Consider the following 16210-nt stretch of genomic DNA (forward strand, 5'->3'; position numbering starts at 1 on the left):
CACTTTCGCATTCCCTTTGCACCTGCAGCACGGCATGATGCCTGCAACGCAGCATAATTGCAAAAGAGGGAAAGCAGCAGATGGCTTTTAAAATCTCACTCAGCGGCAAAACGGCCGTTATCACAGGATCCAACTCCGGCATCGGTCTGGGCATTGCCTGGGAACTGGCGCGGGCGGGCGCTGATATTGTGCTCAATTCCTTCACTGACAATGATGAAGACCATGCGCTGGCCGAAGAGATCGGCGCACAAACCGGTGTCACAGCGCGCTATATCCAGGCGGACATGTCCAAAGGGGATCAGTGCCGCGACCTGATCACCAAAGCAGGTGTCTGCGATATTCTGGTCAACAATGCAGGTATTCAGCATGTCGCGGGTATTCCGGATTTCCCGGTGGAAAAATGGGATGCGATCATCGCGATCAATATGTCGTCGGCGTTTCACACCACGGCTGTGGCGCTGCCAATGATGCGCGACGCTGGCTGGGGCCGGGTGATCAACATCGCCTCGGCGCACGGGCTGACGGCCTCGCCCTACAAGTCGGCCTATATTGCGGCCAAGCACGGGGTTGTGGGGCTGACGAAAACAACCGCACTGGAGACGGCCAAAGAGCCGATTACCGCCAATGCAATCTGCCCGGGCTATGTGCTGACACCGATCGTGGAAAAACAGATCCCCGATACGATGAAAGAGTATGACATGAGCCGTGAAGAGGTGATCGAGAATGTCATGCTGACACGTCAGCCATCCAAAGAATTCGCTACCGTTGAGCAGATGGGCGGCACGGCGACATTTCTGTGCTCTGACGCAGCAGCGCAGATCACCGGCACAACCATCAGTGTCGATGGCGGCTGGACGGCGCTTTAGCAGTTTTTTTGCCTCCGGCGGGGATATTTTCGCCAGAAGAAACCTGAAAGGACAGCGCATGGCGGTCAAACGTATCAATCTGGCTTTGCAGGGTGGCGGTGCCCACGGGGCGTTTACCTGGGGCGTGCTGGACCGGCTTTTGTCAGAAGAAGATATCCACATTTCGGCCATTTCCGGCACCAGCGCGGGGGCGCTCAACGGGGCCGCGTTCAAGGCGGGGATGATCGCGGGCGGGCGGGCAGGAGCCCGGGAAAGGCTAGACTGGCTGTGGGAAGAGGTTGGCGCGCGGCCTGATATGCATATTCCACAGTGGATGACACCGTTTTCGCTGGGGGATTTCTCTGCGGCTCTGGAGTATTCCTGGCCGGTGATGGCGTCAGAGGCCTGGTCGCGAATGTTCTCACCCTATTCTTATGGGCCATTTTACCGCAATCCGCTGGAGCCGATTGTGAGCCAGCTGAACTTTGACTACGTCTGCGCGGAAAACGGGGAGGGGCCCTGTCTTTTTGTCTGCGCGACGAGAGTGCGCAACGGCAAGGTGCGCGTTTTCAAGGACAGCGAGATCAGCACGGGCGCCATTCTGGCCTCTGCCTGTTTACCGACCGTTTTTCAGGCGGTGGAGCTGGAGGATGCGGAGACCGGGATGACGGAGGCTTTCTGGGACGGAGGCTATACCGGAAACCCTGCGCTCTTTCCTCTGTTTAACAAGCACTTGCCAGACGATATTGTTGTCGTGAACATTAATCCGCTGGAGCGCACGGAGATCCCCAGAACCGCCCAGGCCATTCAGAACAGGATCAATGAGATCAGTTTCAATTCATCGCTGCTGCGCGAACTGCGTGCCATTGATTTTGTGCAGCGGTTGCTGGAACAGGGCACGCTCAGCACAGAGCAGAAAAACCGGGTTCTGGTTCATATGATTGCCGATGACGCGCTGATGAACGAGCTGTCTGTAGCCACAAAACTGGTGCCCACACCCTATACGCTGGCGCGGCTGAAAGAGGCAGGGCAAAGAGCGGCAGATGCCTTTATCGACCAGCATAAGGACGATCTGAACCTGCGCAGCACGGTCGATCTGCCGGCGATGTTCGGCTGATCAGATCTGACCGCCGGGAGGATTTTCCGGATCCTTGCCGTTGGGATAGACCAGGCCTGCGGAGATCACCAGTTTTGCGGCATCCTCGACACTCATTTCCAACTCAATGACATCCTCTTCGGGCACAAACAGCAAAAACCCTGATGTCGGATTAGGTGTCGTGGGCAGGAAAATGCTGAGCATCGGGCTGCCGTCATTGGCACGCGCGGCGATCTCGCCTTTGGTGTTGGTCGAGATAAACCCGATGGCCCAGATGCCCCTGCGCGGGTATTCGATCACACAGGCGCGCTCGAATGAGCGTTCCGACTGGGCAAAGACGGTCTCGGATATCTGCTTGATCCCGGAATAGATCGTGCGCACGACAGGCGTGCGCTCCACCAGGCTCTCTGCAAAGCGGATCATGGACCGGCCGATGATGCCTTTGGCCATCCAGCCGACAACCACGGTAAACACCAGGAAAATGACAACGCCGATGCCGCGGATGTTGATCTGAATAGACGGATCCAGCCCCAGAAGATCCTGGATGAAACGGTCCGGCTGATAAGACCCCGGCACCAGCGGCAAAACGAATCCGTCGATCCACCCGACAACCGACCAGATCAGCCAGATTGTCAGCCCCACCGGGGCGATCACGACAAGACCCGTCAGAAATGACGCGCGCAGCCGTGCAAACAGACTGCGTCGGGGCATCGGCGGTTCGGGGTCAAAGGGCGTGTTCATTCAGGGTCCGTCTGTACTGCTCTGGATAGTTAGGCGCTTTGTTGCCTGGCTACAATGGCAAGCGGGCCGTCCGGTACACTCTGTGGGTCAGCTTTGTCTGATTGTGCTCAGCGCCTGTGCGATCCGGGCGGCGAGACGCGCATTGTTCCGTACCAGTGCGATGTTCGCCACCAGCGACCGGCCCTCCGTCAGCTCGAAAATCCGCTGAAGCAGATAAGGGGTGACCGCTTTGCCCCGGATACCATGCGCATCCGCATCTGCCTGCGCGCGGGCGATGACGGGCGCGAGGTCCGCCGCAGGGATTTCATCGGCCGCCGGCACCGGATTGGCAACCAGCTGTCCGCCTGGCAGGCCGAGCTCTGCGCGCATGTGGTGGGCGCGGGCGATATCCAGGGCTGTGTCCATCCGCAGGGGGGCTTTCAGTTGCGATTCAGCGCTCCAGAATGCGGGGAAGCTGTCCTGCCCAACGGCGATGACCGGCACGCCCTGGGTTTCCAGAACCTCCAGGGTTTTATCCACATCCAGGATCGCCTTGGCGCCGGCGGCAACAACTGTGACCGGTGTCTGGGCGAGCTCCATCAGATCGGCAGAGATGTCGAAACTGTTCTCCGCCCCGCGGTGCACCCCGCCGATGCCGCCTGTGGCAAAAACCGCGATCCCGGCCAGATGGGCCGCGATCATTGTGGCGGCAACTGTCGTCGCTCCGGTACCGCCCGTGGCCATACAGGCTGCCAGATCAGCGCGGGACAGTTTGGCCACACCGCGCGCCTGCGCCAGCGTTTCCAGTTGTTCAGCTTCCAGTCCAATGCACAGTTTGCCCTCCAGCACCGCCATGGTGGCGGGTGTGACACCAGCGGCCCGGATGTCATCCTCGACCTGACGAGCGACTTCCAGGTTTTGCGGGTACGGCATGCCGTGCGTGATAATTGTGCTTTCCAGTGCGACAACAGGTTTGCCGGCGGCCTGGGCTGCGGCCACTTCGGCACTTCGGATCATGGGCAGGCTGGTCATGGGGCGGGTTCTCCGGAGACATAGGTTGCAGCGGCATCAAGGGCGCGGGACAGCGCAGCATGTCGGTCAGCGCCAGACGCCTCCGCTGCAATATGGGCGGCCATAAAGGTATCCCCTGCGCCGGTGACGCGTGTCACCAGCACCTGCGGCGGGGTGAGGGTGATCAGACCGTCTGCCCCGCCTTCGGTTGCGTCATTTCCGCCGTCGGTGACGAGGACGCGGGACGCACCGCGCGCCAGCAGCGCCGTGGCCGCGCTGGCAGAACTGTCAAAGCCGCGCTGGCAAAGCAACCCGGCTTCTTCAAGATTGACATAAAGGGTCCCGCGACCGGTCTGAACAAAAGGCAAAAGGCGTTCGGCTTTGCCGGGCGAGGCAGGTGCCACCCGCAGATCCGCCTGGGCCAGCAGCGGGCTTTGCGCAATATCTGTCAGCAACTCAAGTGTCAGATTGCCATCGAGCGCCACCGGGCCGCAGTAGGGGGCCTCTGCACTGGCCAGACGTCCGTCCGACAGGGGCGTCAGGATTTTCGCACCGGCGGCTTCCAGCGAATGCGCATCGGCAATCGCGGCGATCAGGCCATTTGCACCCTCGACGGCCATATAGACGTCCGTCGGCAGATCATCAGAGCGGTACACAAATTCCGTTACCATGCCCCGGGCGCGGCAGGCGGCGATCAGTTCCTCGCCTTCTGCGTCACGGCCCACAGCACTCAGCAGGCCCGGGGTCAGTCCGAACCGCGTCAGGGTCATGGCGATGTTCATGGCAACACCGCCCGGCAGCCGGGTGATCCGCCCCGGAACGTCCGACCCCTGGCGCATCACACTTGCCGAACGCCCGATCACGTCCCAGAGCACCGATCCGATGCACAGAATGTCTGACTGTCTGCTCATGCCTGTCTTGTGACGGTGAAAGGCGCGGGGTTCAAGCCTGTGAATACTGTTACCGGGGCACGTGAAACGTCAGGGCAGCCCAAAGGGTGCGCCAGACCGGCGCATCGGGGTCTGAGCCAGCACCCTCTGCCACCCGCAGCACAACCGCATCAAGCAGATAATCATACCCCGGGCTGACGGGGATTTCGGCCACGCCCTGATCATCTGTGCGCGTCAGCGTCACGGTGACGGTACCTGCGGGATCGCGCGCAAAAACTTCCACCTGTGCGTCTGCACGCGCCGCCCCCTTATAAAGCACCTGAACCTGCATCGGTCCGGCAAAATCCGGGTCATAGGGGTTTTCCAGCGCCACGATTTCAGTGGTCAGACCAAAAGGGCGGTCCTGTCCGGCGCCGTCACCCACAGCGACCAGTGCCTTGACATGGCGGGTATACGTCTCACGGAACCGCTCCTGCGACCAGCCGCGCGCGGCATGTTCTGCTGCGGCATCGGGAAAATCCTTGTGGGCTGCAAACTTCAGGAACTTTTCCCACTCCCGGTACGTCAGTCGCGCCGGGGTGGTTTCGTGCAGAACAACCAGCAACCCCTCTCCGGGGGCGGTGAGTGTCATTGCCGGGTAATCACCGGCACGGCCCTCGACGGGTAAAATACCCTCCGCCGTGGCAATTTCGAACCGGGTGAAGTTGCTGTCAAACCAGCCCAGAGAGGACCCCTTGAAATTTTCACCGTTTTTGAGATCGGCGACCAGTGTCCCGCCGCTTTCGACTTGATATTCCTGCGGTTCAATCCAAAACTCATGGGCAAGAGCGGGCAAGGGCGCGCAGAAAATCACCAGACCGAAAAGATACTTAGAAAACATGGCTCACACCTTTATCCGTTACATCGCAAAGCTGATGCTTTTCGTTTTTTTGTCAACACACGTCGTTGTGGGCATGGTGCGCACCGCGGCCGCTCATGAGCTTGTCCCGAGCATTGTCGACATGACCGTCGAGGGACAGCAGGTCGTTCTGGACATGCGTGTCAACATCGAGGCTTTTTTATCCGGTATCGATCTGGACTCAGTGGCGGATACGGATGAAGCCGAAGGATCAGCCGACTATGACACGCTGCGTGCTCTCGATGCACAGGCCGTTCAGGCCCGTCTGCCCGAACTGATCAATGCCTGGAATGCCCTGCCGCTTGCGCGCGCAGGGGCGCCACTGGAATTCAGCATGACGGCGGTAGAGACTGAAGAAGACGTGGATTTTGTACTGCCGCGCATTTCGCTGCTCACGCTCACAGCCGCACTGCCGGACGGCGCACAGGACATCACGGTCAACTGGCCTGCGGGCAGCGGAGCGATGGTGCTGCGCCAGCAGGGCGTCACTGACCCCTACACTGGCTATCTTGCCGGTGGTGAAAGCAGCCCACCCGTCAGCATCGCAGGCGGCGGCGCTCAGGAGCCGGGTCAGGCTTTTCTCGCGTATATCCCGGTCGGTTTTGATCATATCCTGCCCAAAGGCCTTGATCATATCCTCTTTGTTCTGGGTCTGTTTTTCCTCAGCACACGCTGGCGGCCCCTGTTGTGGCAGGTCACTGCTTTCACACTGGCGCATACGGTCACGCTGGCGCTTGGCGCACTGGGATGGGTCAATGTGCCCGGCAGCATCGTTGAGCCGCTGATTGCCGCCTCTATCGTCTATGTCGCCATCGAAAACGTATTTCATCAGGGGCTGAGCCGCTGGCGCCCGGCCATCATCTTTGGCTTTGGCCTGCTGCACGGGCTTGGTTTTGCGTCTGTGCTGGGAGAGTTCGGTCTGCCCGAAGACCAGTTCATTCCGGCGCTGGTCGGCTTTAACGTGGGGGTCGAACTGGGCCAGCTGACCGTCATCGCTCTGGCCGCATTTCTGCTGATGCTGTCGGCGCGCCTGGCGCGGCGCATGACGCTGGAGCCTGCTGAACAGGCCGCAACGACCTATCCGGTGGTGTTCCGGTCGGTGTCAATTCCGGCATCACTGGTGATTGCGCTGGTCGGCATATACTGGAGTATTGAACGGGTGTTCTTCTGAGCGCTTACCTCATCGCGGCCATCAGCTCGCCGAGTGCACGGACAGGATCTTCTGTCCGCCAGATTTCGTCGCCGATGCCGAAAAAATCTGTAAACCCGGCCAGCGAGGCGATGTTTTCAGGCGTCAGCCCGCCCTCGGCCACGACCGGCACTTCGATCACTTCGGACCACCACTCAAACAGGTCGCGCTCTGCATAACTGCCGTCTCCCAGGGCAGACGCCTCAACAGGACCGAAACTGACGTAATCCGCGCCTGCTTCACCGGCGGCCATGCCATCATGGCGTGAGCCGGCGCAGAACGCACCAACGATCGCATCCTCGCCCAAAGCCTTGCGCGTATCGCGCACGGACCGGGCCGCATCGTTCAGGTGAACGCCATCAAGACCCAGCCGGTCTGCCAGCATGGTGTGCTCGCTCAGCACCAGTGCGATGTCGCGGGCATGTGTCACTTCGCGCAGCGCGTCAGCGGCACGCGCAATCCGGTCCTCGTCCCGGCTTGCCGGTGCCAGCCGCACACAGGCGACCTCATGAGCATCAAGAACCCGTGCCAGCAGGTCAGGAAAAGTACTCAGCTCAAATTCCGGCGGAGTGATCAGGTAAATCTGGGGCTGTTCGGGGGTATCTTCCATGTCTCTGGTCCTTGAGGTCTTGCGGCACTGATCAGTACCGCCCGGCTGGCAAAAAGGAAAACGATTATCCCCGTAAGAGGTCGAATTGATCTGCGGGGCGTTGCAGGTACGGCGCAGAGCGCTTATCAGGCCGCCATGCCTGATCCCGTTGAACATCCCCGCACCCCGGCCTTTGTACTTGTCCGCCCGCAGATGGGGGAAAACATCGGAGCCGCAGCCCGCGCCATGCTGAATTTTGGCCTCGGGCATATGCGTATTGTCGCCCCGCGCGACGGCTGGCCAAATCAGGCAGCTGTTGCCATGGCCAGCGGTGCAGGTCGCGTTCTGGACGGCGCACAGCTCAGCGACGATCTGGCAGCGGGCATCGCAGACTGCGCTTATGTTTTTGCAACCACAGCCCGGTCGCGCGATCTGACCAAACCAGTAATGAGCCCAGAAGCGGCCATGCAGCTCGCAGCGCAGAAAATTGCGGCAGGACAGCGCGTTGCCGTTCTTTTTGGCCCGGAACGCGCGGGCCTCGAGAATGAAGACATCGCCAAAGCCAACGCCATCATTTCAGTGCCCGTGAACCCAGACTTTGCCTCACTCAATCTGGCGCAATGCGTGCTGCTGACCGGCTACGAATGGATGCGCGCCACCTCAGATGTGACACCTGTGGAGAGCGGAATGGCCGGTACCGACTGGGCCGAAGCGATCGAGGTTGAACACCTGGCAAAACACTGGGAAGACCGCCTGACAGAGGCTGGCTTTTTCTTTCCTGAACACAAAGCGCAGTCCATGCGCACGAACCTGCGCAATATGTGGAGCAGAATGCCCCTGACACGGGCTGACGTCCAGATGCTGCATGGCATGCTGCGACAGATCCTCCGGGGCAGAGACCGCGACAATCAGTGACGCTGGACCTCTCCCCCGCGCGGGCATAGGTATAGCCACAACACCTGAGAAAAGGCACCGGGATGAGCAAAAAGCGCAACATCTTCGAGGACGTCAGCGCCACTACCGAAACCCGCCCGACGGCACAGCCAGGGCTGATTGACAAAGGGCGGACAGGCGCGCGTGGCGCGATACGTGTCTGGCTGATGATCCTATTTGCCCTGGTCGTCGTAATGATCGTCGTTGGCGGGCTCACACGTCTGACAGACAGCGGGCTCAGCATCACAGAATGGCGTCCCATCACGGGGGCACTGCCGCCGATGTCCGAGGCAGAATGGCAGTCAGAGTTCGAAAAATACCAGCAAATCGATGAGTTCCGCATCCAGAACCAGTGGATGCAGATGGCGGATTTCAAAGTGATATACTGGTGGGAATGGGGGCACCGGCAACTGGGGCGCGTAATCGGTCTTGTCTGGGCCGCTGGTTTTGTCTGGTTCGGTATCCGGAGCAAAATCCCGCCGGGCTGGACGCCAAAGCTGCTTCTGCTGGGGTGCCTCGGGGGCGCACAGGGGGCCATCGGCTGGTGGATGGTTGCCTCCGGTGTGACGCAGGGCGAGGGTATGGTCGATGTGGCAAGCTACCGCCTCGCGACACATCTTGGCCTCGCGTTCATCATCCTCGGGTTTATCTCCTGGTACATCATGGAACTGGGCCGCACTGCCCAGGATCTGATGCAGGCGCGCCGGGCACGCGAAAGCAAACAATGGGGTCTGTCGACCGGACTGCTGCACTTCACCCTTCTTCAAATACTCATTGGTGCTCTGGTGGCCGGCATAGATGCGGGCCGCAGTTACACAGACTGGCCCACCATGGGCGGGCAGTTCTTCCCGGACAGCGCACTCGTACTTGAACCCCTCTGGCGCAACTTTTTTGAAAGCCCCGGGCTTGTCCAGTTCATGCACCGCGTCACAGGCTATCTGCTGCTTGTGTTTGCCATTATCGTCTGGCTGCGCGGCCGCCGGTCGGCACATCCGCGCACCCGTTTTGCCTTCAATGCCGTCATATGTGGCCTGCTGTTGCAGGTCGTGCTCGGAATCGTCACTGTGATCTATGGCGCGCCTGTTCATATTGCCATTTTCCACCAGGCCCTCGCCATTCTGGTCTGGGTGCTGATCCTGCGGGCCCGGTTCCTGAGCGGCTATCCGATCGCCACATCCCTGAGAGGAGCTTCCTGATGAGTGCTTATGATGCGCTGATGGCCTTTACCCGCGAAACAACCGCATTGTCGTCCGTTGCGGGACGTCTGGGATGGGACCAGGAAACCATGATGCCCCGGGGGGCTGCAGATCAACGGGGCGAGGAGATTGCAGCGCTGGAATCGGTTCTGCACGCGCGGCGCACAGACCCGCGCATGGGCGACTGGCTGGCAGCCGCTGAACAGGAGCAACAGGACGACGTCGCGCGCGCCCAGCTGCGCCATATCCGCCGGTCGTATGAGCGCGCGTCCAAAGTACCGGCTGCTCTTGCTGCCGAGATTGCGCGCGTCACATCCGTCTCCCAGGGGGTCTGGGCCGACGCCCGCGCGCAGAATGATTTTGCCGCTTTTGCGCCGACACTGGAGAATGTCATCCGGCTGCGCAGAGAAGAAGGTGCAGCACTGGCGCAGGGCGGCGATGTTTATGATGCGTTGTTGTCTGATTATGAACCGGGCACGACCGGTGCGGAGCTGGAGGCGATGTTCGGCGCACTCAGACCGGAACTCAGCAGTCTGCGGGCGGCGGTTCTGGATGCCGCACCACCCGCGCGGCTGACCGGCAGTTTTGATGAATCCGCGCAGATGCAGCTGACGCACAAGCTGGCGCTGACCTTTGGCTATGACATGAACCGCGGGCGGGTGGACAAGGCGGTGCATCCTTTCAGCTCTGGCTCAGGCCATGATGTGCGGATCACAACGCGTACCAGTGAAACGGACCCTTTCAACTGTTTTTATTCCACCATCCACGAAGTGGGTCACGCCTGTTACGAGCAGAACATCAACCCTGACTATCTGCTGACGCCTCTGGGGCAGGGCGTATCCATGGGCGTGCACGAAAGCCAGAGCCGAATTTACGAAAACCAGCTGGGGCGCAGCCGCGCTTTCACCGGCTGGCTTTATGCCCAGATGCGCGATGCTTTTGGGGATTTCGGCATTCCGGACGAGGACAGCTTTTACGCGACGGTGAACCGCGTGAATGACGGCTACATCCGGACCGAAGCGGACGAACTGCAGTATAATCTGCATGTTCTGCTCCGCTTTGATCTGGAACGCGCGCTGATTTCTGGGGATCTGACGGTGGGGGATCTGGAAGCGGCCTGGAACGACCGTTTCGCGGCGGACTTTGGCTTTGCCGTGGATAAACCGTCAAACGGGGTGTTGCAGGATGTGCACTGGTCGGTCGGGCTCTTCGGGTATTTCCCGACCTACAGCCTGGGCAATGTCTATGCGGGCTGCCTGCACGAGGCTCTGCGGGCATCTGTGCCGGATCTGGATGATCAGCTGGCGCAGGGAGATACCACAGCTGCAACCGGCTGGCTGGCCGCCAGTGTTCAGACGCATGGCGGGCTTTTTGAGCCACGCGACGTGATCACCCGCGCCTGCGGTTCAGCCCCGTCCGAAGCTCCGCTGCTGGCCTACCTCAAGGAGAAGTTCTCGGGCATCTACGGCCTGTGACGGATCAGAGAAGCGCCATGCGTTCGGCGCGCTCCTTATCCGGATAAGGGCGGTAGAGTGCGAATTCGGCTGTTGCAATCAGGTCGTTCACGGCGCGGTGCATCTGCGCCACGTCGTCGTCATGCTGACCGGTCAGACGGAATGCGTCGTCCAGTTGTGCCAGGCCCTCCACTTCGATTTCCAGCATGAAATCGCGGTAGCAGTCTGCTGCCAGATTGAGCTTGCGCCGCATCAGCCGCCACGGGCCGATCACCCCCTTGCTCTGCAGATGTCCCATCCAGTCTTCGAGCGCTTTGGCAAAGAGCAGCGCCTTGGCATCGTCTTTCAGCGTGATCATGCAGCAATAAACGTTCATGAGAGTACCTCTTGCGTCACTCCGTTGGAGTGTGCGGCCAAATGCTTGCCGTTGCGTTAAGGCGTGGGCAAATTGTGCGGATCGAAGCTGCACCATTCAGCGGCCTGCGTGAGTGTTTCGCGGAATCCGGAGGCGGAAAACAGTCCATACACCCAGGTTTCGCCGAGCCGGGTGCGGTCCAGCGCGACCGAGACGCTGTCAGTCGCACCAAGCAGGCTGAGCACCATGTCGGGGACAAAGCCGGCCGTCAATTCTACGACATATCGGCCTTCGCGGTAGTCCTTGAACATCTCCTCCCCGAGCCAGATTTCGGCGCCATCCACTTCCAGCAGAACCGCATCATCCTCATCCCAGGGGGCCTCGGTCTCGCCGGGCCAGGCCGTGTATTGATAGTGGAAGGCGGCGTTGAAGCCTTCGGGATCAAAGCTGAATATCAGCGTACCCGAGGTGTGCGACGCGGCGCGCTGCGTGTAGACAAAACACTGATTGCCCATTCTGACAGCGGCCCAGTCACCGGTCTGCGACTGGGTGGCCTTGGCCGACGTGGCACACAGGAAAAATGCCGCGAACGCCAGATATCTGAGTAGCATGCGGAGGGCTCCCGAAACGATAGACACCGCCTGAGTCTACGCCGCTGCGTTTAACAATCCCTGAAAGACGCGAGGCGCCGACGCGCGTTACTCCTCTGCGCTGTCACCGGTCTCTTCGCCCTGATCCGCAATCCAGGCGACACTGACAACTTCTTCGCCTTTGCCTGTGTCAAAAACCTTGACGCCTCCGGCCGAGCGCGACCGGAAGGAGATGCCTTCCACCGGGACGCGGATGGATTGCCCGCGCGATGTAGCCAGCATGATCTGGTCATCCATCTCGACAGGGAAGGAGGCGACCAGCGCGCCGCCGCGCATGGCTTTGTCCATCGCCTGAACCCCCATGCCGCCGCGCCCGCGCACGGGATAGTCGTGGCTGGAACTGAGCTTGCCCGCGCCCCCTGCCGTCAGTGTCAGGATCAGGTTTTCTGCCGCAGACATCTCGGCATAGCGTTCGGGGCTGATGGTCGCATTCGCGTCCGTTTCCTCGTCATCAGACACACTGTCTGCATCATCGGCCAGCCCTGCCATGGCCCGGCGCATTTTCAGATAGGCGGCGCGCTCGTCCGACGTGGCATCAAAGTGACGGATCACAGACATAGAAACCACCTTGTCATTGCCGGTCAGCTTCACACCGCGCACGCCGACCGAACTGCGCGAGTTGAAGACCCGCACATCTGTCGACGGAAAGCGTATTGCGCGGCCCGAGGCCGTGACCAGCATCACATCGTCATCCGGTGATGCAATGCGCGCGTTAATGAGCGTGGTATCTGCGTGATCGTCCTCAAACTTCATGGCGATCTTGCCATTGGATTTCACGTTGGTGAAATCTGACAGCGCGTTGCGGCGCACGGTTCCGGCGGAGGTTGCAAAGACGATCTGCAGCTCGGACCAGTCCTCTTCGTCGCGGTCAATGGGCAGAATTGCGGCCACGGATACGCCGGTCGGAATGGGCAGAATATTCACAATGGCCTTGCCCTTGGACGTGCGGCCACCCTGGGGCAGGCGCCAGGTTTTGAGCTTGTAGGCCATGCCGTCTGTCGTGAAAAACAGCAGCTGCGTATGTGTGTTGGCGACGAAAAGGGTGGTGACCACGTCCTCTTCCTTGGTCTGCATACCCGCCAGACCTTTGCCGCCCCGGCGCTGACTGCGGAAATCGGCCAGAGGCGTGCGTTTGATATAGCCGCCGGAGGTGACGGTCACGACCATATCCTCGCGCGCGATCAGGTCCTCGTCTTCCATGTCGCCGGACCAGTCGACGATTTCCGTGCGGCGCGGTACAGCAAACAGTTCGCGCACTTCGCGCAGTTCATCCGCGATAATGCCCATGATCCGCTCGCGCGAGCCGAGGATTTCCAGATATTCCTTGATCTTACCGGCCAGCTCTTCCAGCTCGTCAGTCACTTCTTTGACACCGATCTGCGTAAGCCGCTGCAGGCGCAGGTCCAGAATGGCCCGGGCCTGCGTTTCGGACAGGTTGTAAGTCCCGTCGTCATTGGCCGTATGGGTCGGATCATCAATCAGCGCGATATAGGGCAGGATATCCTGCGCCGGCCAGCGACGCGTCATCAGCTTGCTGCGCGCCTCTGCGGCATCGGCAGAGGACCGGATGGTTGCGACCACCTCGTCAATGTTCGTGACCGCAACAGCCAGACCGCAAAGGACATGGCTGCGCTCACGCGCCTTGCGCAGGAGATACGCTGTGCGCCGGGCTACCACGTCTTCGCGGAAATCGATAAAGTAGGTCAGGAACTTGCGCAACGTCAGCTGTTCCGGACGCCCGCCATTCAGCGCCAGCATGTTGCAGCCAAAATAGGTCTGCATCGGCGTAAAGCGGTAAAGCTGGTTCATCACGACTTCGGCTGTCGCATCACGCTTGAGTTCAACAACCACACGCACGCCGTTTCGGTCAGATTCGTCCTGAACGTGGGAAATGCCCTCGATCTTTTTCTCGCGTACCTGTTCGGCGATCTTTTCGATCATTGAGGCCTTGTTGACCTGATAGGGGATCTCGTCGATCACAATCGCCCAGCGGTCTTTGCGGATTTCCTCTACACGCGTTTTCGCACGTACAATGACCGACCCGCGCCCTTCAAGGTAGGCTTTGCGCGCGCCCGTGCGGCCCAGCATAATGCCGCCCGTGGGAAAATCGGGGCCCGGCACGTATTCGATCAGCTGCTCCGAGGTAAGGTCCGGCTCGTCAATCAGTGCCAGCGTGGCGTCGACGACTTCGCCCAGATTGTGCGGGGGAATATTTGTGGCCATGCCCACCGCGATGCCGCCCGCGCCATTGACCAGCATGTTCGGAAAGCGGGCAGGGAGCACAGTCGGCTCCTGCTGTTTGCCATCGTAGTTGTCCTGGAAATTGACCGTATCCTTGTCGATATCGGCCAGCAGATAGGCTGCGGGCTTGTCCATGCGCACTTCGGTGTAGCGCATGGCGGCGGGGTTATCGCCGTCCATCGATCCAAAGTTGCCCTGTCCATCCAGCAGCGGCAGCGACATGGAGAAATCCTGCGCCATCCTGACGAGGGCGTCGTAGATCGCGCTGTCGCCGTGCGGGTGGTACTGACCCATGACATCGCCGACCGGGCGCGCGGATTTGCGGTATGCCTTGTCGTGGCTGTTGCCTGTCTCGTGCATCGCAAACAGAATGCGCCGGTGCACCGGTTTCAGACCGTCGCGCAGGTCGGGGATGGCCCGGCTGACGATGACGGACATCGCATAGTCCAGATAGGACGTGCGCATCTCGTGCTCGATCGTGACAGAAGGGCCATCGTATACGGGGCGCTCCGGCACGTTTTCATCATCGTTTTCAGGGGTTTCTGGTGTATCGCTCACGTGAACTGCCCGTTCTTTATGCAGGGTCTATATTTTGTGTATGAATACTAGCAGAGGGGACATATAAGGTGCAATGCCTCAGTGCGGCACGCCCTGGCAGCCAACGGCAAAGAGTGATAACATACTGTTTTTATTGAAAAGTAATTTCTTCATGGCATTCTGCAGGAGAGGAAGCAGAAAAAGGCGCGAAAAATGCCGATGACAGAAACAGAAATGATGCTGAAGGGGTACGGGCTGACCACGGCAGAATTCTTTTACCACATGCCCGATTTTACCCATGTCCTGAATACTTTTGTCTGGCAGGATTACGACCTTGCCCCGGACCACCCCAGGCTCTTTCAGTTTGTTGAGTACTGGCAGTCAGAAATCGATGGGCCGCTGCACTCCGTGCGTTTTACCCACCGTAAAATGATCAGCGCCGGGGAATGGCGCAATGTATCCGGCGAATTCACCCTGCACTGACGTGCCCGGTCGGCCGCCCGTCAGGCCGAACAGCTTGCGCCGCCCAGAACGCAGAATTTCGCACAGTGCGGATGGTTGAGCGCAACGCTCCCCTCTGCATCCTCCAGACGAGATCCCAGTTCGAATTCCGCCTCATAGGGCAGGAGCGTACAGGCCAGAACCGCCGGGCGCGCGGCGCCCTTGCGTTTCACCACCATGCGAGAGGACGCACACATCAGCGCGTCGGGCGATTTGTTCAGAATGCCCCAGCAGGCTGTTGTGATTTCGGGCACTTCGACAGAAGTATCCATCTCGGGGAAAAGCACCGTCATGCCAGGATCCTGCGCATCGATGTCAAACCCGTGTTCGGCATAGAATGCGGCATATCCGGCACGACTTTCCGCATCGCTGTCGGCCATGACGGACCGGCCTGCGACGGCCATGCGGATGCCATTGTCGCGCAGCCACTGCATCCCGCGCAGCGTCTTTTCGAAAGCGCCGGCGCCCCGTTCGGCGTCGTGCAGGTCCATATCATAGTGATCCACAGAAATACGCAGGGTCAGCTTGCCCGGCCAGTCCGCATTCAGGCGCAACAGACCCTCCTGCATCCCGCGCCGCATCATCGGCCGCATCGCGTTGGTCAGGATCAGCACGTCAAACCCCCGCTCCAGCGCTGCCTCTGTCATCGCGATCATTTCAGGGTTCATAAAGGGCTCGCCACCGGTAAAGGCAATCTCGCTGACACCCCACGCGCGATCTTCGAGCTGGTCCAGATAGTCACGCACTTCTGCCGCTGTGATATACACCAGCGCATCATTCGACGGGCTGCTTTCGATATAGCAGTTCACACATTCGATGTTGCAAAGTGTTCCGGTGTTGAACCAGAGCGTTTTTGGCTGGGTCAGAGAAACACGGGCCCTTGTTTCTCCTTTTGCGGTTACGTCAGGATCCTGAAACTTGCCTGCGTTGGCCTCTGCGAGATCTTTCATACCCTGGGCATGTCCTTTGTCAGTATTTGAGCGGGAAAATGGGGCAGGGCGTGTATAAAGGCAAGAAAACATCCGCTCCCGGGTGTGCACGCTCTTGTGATCAGAATCATTTTGCGTATGTTTGCGCTAACAAATCCCGGCCCCGACGGGCTTCG

Annotated in this window: 16 protein-coding genes; 7 read left to right on the forward strand and 9 right to left on the reverse strand. The window is 60.0% G+C overall.

Annotated elements, in window-relative coordinates; genetic code table 11:
* The first annotated feature begins 80 nt into the window (after window positions 1–80).
* Together Q1A34_RS02035 and Q1A34_RS02040 are read left to right on the forward strand one after the other, a co-directional pair.
* Window positions 81–866 carry a 3-hydroxybutyrate dehydrogenase gene (locus tag Q1A34_RS02035; RefSeq protein WP_300030040.1) on the forward strand — a complete coding sequence of 262 codons (786 nt, stop codon included), beginning with the start codon at window positions 81–83 and terminating at the stop codon, window positions 864–866.
* 58 nt (window positions 867–924) lie between these two features.
* Window positions 925–1962, forward strand: coding sequence for a patatin-like phospholipase family protein (locus Q1A34_RS02040; RefSeq protein ID WP_300030043.1), 1038 nt, complete (start codon window positions 925–927; stop codon window positions 1960–1962).
* On the opposite strand, the gene Q1A34_RS02045 is transcribed toward Q1A34_RS02040, so the two are convergent.
* The 4 genes from Q1A34_RS02045 to Q1A34_RS02060 form a co-directional block, all read right to left on the reverse strand.
* The gene (locus Q1A34_RS02045) at window positions 1963–2682 is read right to left on the reverse strand and encodes a DUF502 domain-containing protein (RefSeq protein WP_300030046.1); all 720 of its coding nucleotides are present in this window, start codon (window positions 2680–2682) and stop codon (window positions 1963–1965) included.
* Window positions 2683–2769: 87 nt separating this feature from the next.
* A complete protein-coding gene (locus tag Q1A34_RS02050) occupies window positions 2770–3693 on the reverse strand; it encodes a pseudouridine-5'-phosphate glycosidase (protein ID WP_300030049.1) in 924 nt (307 codons plus the stop codon).
* On the reverse strand, window positions 3690–4583 hold the full coding sequence (locus Q1A34_RS02055; protein ID WP_300030052.1) for a PfkB family carbohydrate kinase: 894 nt from the start codon (window positions 4581–4583) through the stop codon (window positions 3690–3692). The genes Q1A34_RS02050 and Q1A34_RS02055 overlap by 4 nt, the downstream gene beginning before the upstream one ends.
* A 49-nt stretch (window positions 4584–4632) precedes the next feature.
* Window positions 4633–5442: a DUF4198 domain-containing protein gene (locus Q1A34_RS02060; protein WP_300030055.1), complete on the reverse strand. Its 810-nt coding sequence runs from the start codon at window positions 5440–5442 to the stop codon at window positions 4633–4635.
* Here Q1A34_RS02060 and Q1A34_RS02065 point away from each other — a divergent pair.
* Entirely contained in the window at window positions 5441–6631 is a 1191-nt protein-coding gene (locus tag Q1A34_RS02065) for a HupE/UreJ family protein (RefSeq protein WP_300030058.1), read from the forward strand. The two genes, Q1A34_RS02060 and Q1A34_RS02065, sit on opposite strands and share 2 nt — an antisense overlap.
* A 4-nt stretch (window positions 6632–6635) precedes the next feature.
* Here Q1A34_RS02065 and Q1A34_RS02070 read toward each other — a convergent pair whose 3' ends face one another.
* A complete protein-coding gene (locus tag Q1A34_RS02070; protein WP_300030061.1) occupies window positions 6636–7259 on the reverse strand; it encodes a thiamine phosphate synthase in 624 nt (207 codons plus the stop codon).
* A gap of 135 nt (window positions 7260–7394) precedes the next feature.
* Between Q1A34_RS02070 and Q1A34_RS02075 the strand changes: the two genes are divergently transcribed.
* The 3 genes from Q1A34_RS02075 to Q1A34_RS02085 all read left to right on the forward strand — a co-directional run bounded on the left by Q1A34_RS02075 (window position 7395) and on the right by Q1A34_RS02085 (window position 10842).
* Window positions 7395–8153, forward strand: a complete 759-nt coding sequence (locus Q1A34_RS02075; RefSeq protein ID WP_300030064.1) for an RNA methyltransferase — start codon at window positions 7395–7397, stop codon at window positions 8151–8153.
* A gap of 62 nt (window positions 8154–8215) precedes the next feature.
* Window positions 8216–9367: a heme A synthase gene (ctaA, locus tag Q1A34_RS02080; protein ID WP_300030067.1), complete on the forward strand. Its 1152-nt coding sequence runs from the start codon at window positions 8216–8218 to the stop codon at window positions 9365–9367.
* The gene (locus Q1A34_RS02085; RefSeq protein WP_300030070.1) at window positions 9367–10842 is read left to right on the forward strand and encodes a carboxypeptidase M32; all 1476 of its coding nucleotides are present in this window, start codon (window positions 9367–9369) and stop codon (window positions 10840–10842) included. Before ctaA ends, Q1A34_RS02085 begins: the two co-directional genes overlap by 1 nt.
* Window positions 10843–10846: 4 nt before the next feature.
* Here the strand turns inward: Q1A34_RS02085 and Q1A34_RS02090 are convergent, their stop codons facing one another.
* The 3 genes from Q1A34_RS02090 to gyrA form a co-directional block, all read right to left on the reverse strand.
* Window positions 10847–11197, reverse strand: coding sequence for a DUF6614 family protein (locus Q1A34_RS02090; protein WP_300030072.1), 351 nt, complete (start codon window positions 11195–11197; stop codon window positions 10847–10849).
* A 56-nt stretch (window positions 11198–11253) separates the two neighbouring features.
* The gene (locus Q1A34_RS02095; RefSeq protein ID WP_300030075.1) at window positions 11254–11787 is read right to left on the reverse strand and encodes a hypothetical protein; all 534 of its coding nucleotides are present in this window, start codon (window positions 11785–11787) and stop codon (window positions 11254–11256) included.
* An 87-nt stretch (window positions 11788–11874) separates the two neighbouring features.
* The gene (gyrA, locus tag Q1A34_RS02100) at window positions 11875–14625 is read right to left on the reverse strand and encodes a DNA gyrase subunit A (protein ID WP_300030078.1); all 2751 of its coding nucleotides are present in this window, start codon (window positions 14623–14625) and stop codon (window positions 11875–11877) included.
* 192 nt (window positions 14626–14817) lie between these two features.
* Between gyrA and Q1A34_RS02105 the strand changes: the two genes are divergently transcribed.
* Window positions 14818–15087, forward strand: coding sequence for an usg protein (locus Q1A34_RS02105; protein ID WP_300030081.1), 270 nt, complete (start codon window positions 14818–14820; stop codon window positions 15085–15087).
* Window positions 15088–15107: 20 nt separating this feature from the next.
* Here the strand turns inward: Q1A34_RS02105 and Q1A34_RS02110 are convergent, their stop codons facing one another.
* Complete coding sequence (locus Q1A34_RS02110) at window positions 15108–16055, reverse strand: radical SAM protein (protein ID WP_300030084.1); 948 nt, start codon at window positions 16053–16055, stop codon at window positions 15108–15110.
* Window positions 16056–16210: the final 155 nt, after the last annotated feature.

Source organism: uncultured Roseobacter sp. (assembly GCF_947491795.1).
Lineage (GTDB): Bacteria > Pseudomonadota > Alphaproteobacteria > Rhodobacterales > Rhodobacteraceae > Roseobacter.

Coding starts and splice junctions, on each gene's coding strand:
- Q1A34_RS02075 (WP_300030064.1), top strand. CDS start 7,395: ATGCCTGATCCCGTTGAACATCCCCGCACCCCGGCCTTTGTACTTGTC.
- Q1A34_RS02070 (WP_300030061.1), bottom strand. CDS start 7,259: ATGGAAGATACCCCCGAACAGCCCCAGATTTACCTGATCACTCCGCCG.
- Q1A34_RS02065 (WP_300030058.1), top strand. CDS start 5,441: ATGGCTCACACCTTTATCCGTTACATCGCAAAGCTGATGCTTTTCGTT.
- Q1A34_RS02095 (WP_300030075.1), bottom strand. CDS start 11,787: ATGCTACTCAGATATCTGGCGTTCGCGGCATTTTTCCTGTGTGCCACG.
- Q1A34_RS02050 (WP_300030049.1), bottom strand. CDS start 3,693: ATGACCAGCCTGCCCATGATCCGAAGTGCCGAAGTGGCCGCAGCCCAG.
- Q1A34_RS02085 (WP_300030070.1), top strand. CDS start 9,367: ATGAGTGCTTATGATGCGCTGATGGCCTTTACCCGCGAAACAACCGCA.
- Q1A34_RS02045 (WP_300030046.1), bottom strand. CDS start 2,682: ATGAACACGCCCTTTGACCCCGAACCGCCGATGCCCCGACGCAGTCTG.
- ctaA (WP_300030067.1), top strand. CDS start 8,216: ATGAGCAAAAAGCGCAACATCTTCGAGGACGTCAGCGCCACTACCGAA.
- Q1A34_RS02040 (WP_300030043.1), top strand. CDS start 925: ATGGCGGTCAAACGTATCAATCTGGCTTTGCAGGGTGGCGGTGCCCAC.
- Q1A34_RS02110 (WP_300030084.1), bottom strand. CDS start 16,055: ATGAAAGATCTCGCAGAGGCCAACGCAGGCAAGTTTCAGGATCCTGAC.
- Q1A34_RS02105 (WP_300030081.1), top strand. CDS start 14,818: ATGCCGATGACAGAAACAGAAATGATGCTGAAGGGGTACGGGCTGACC.
- Q1A34_RS02055 (WP_300030052.1), bottom strand. CDS start 4,583: ATGAGCAGACAGTCAGACATTCTGTGCATCGGATCGGTGCTCTGGGAC.
- Q1A34_RS02060 (WP_300030055.1), bottom strand. CDS start 5,442: ATGTTTTCTAAGTATCTTTTCGGTCTGGTGATTTTCTGCGCGCCCTTG.
- Q1A34_RS02035 (WP_300030040.1), top strand. CDS start 81: ATGGCTTTTAAAATCTCACTCAGCGGCAAAACGGCCGTTATCACAGGA.
- Q1A34_RS02090 (WP_300030072.1), bottom strand. CDS start 11,197: ATGAACGTTTATTGCTGCATGATCACGCTGAAAGACGATGCCAAGGCG.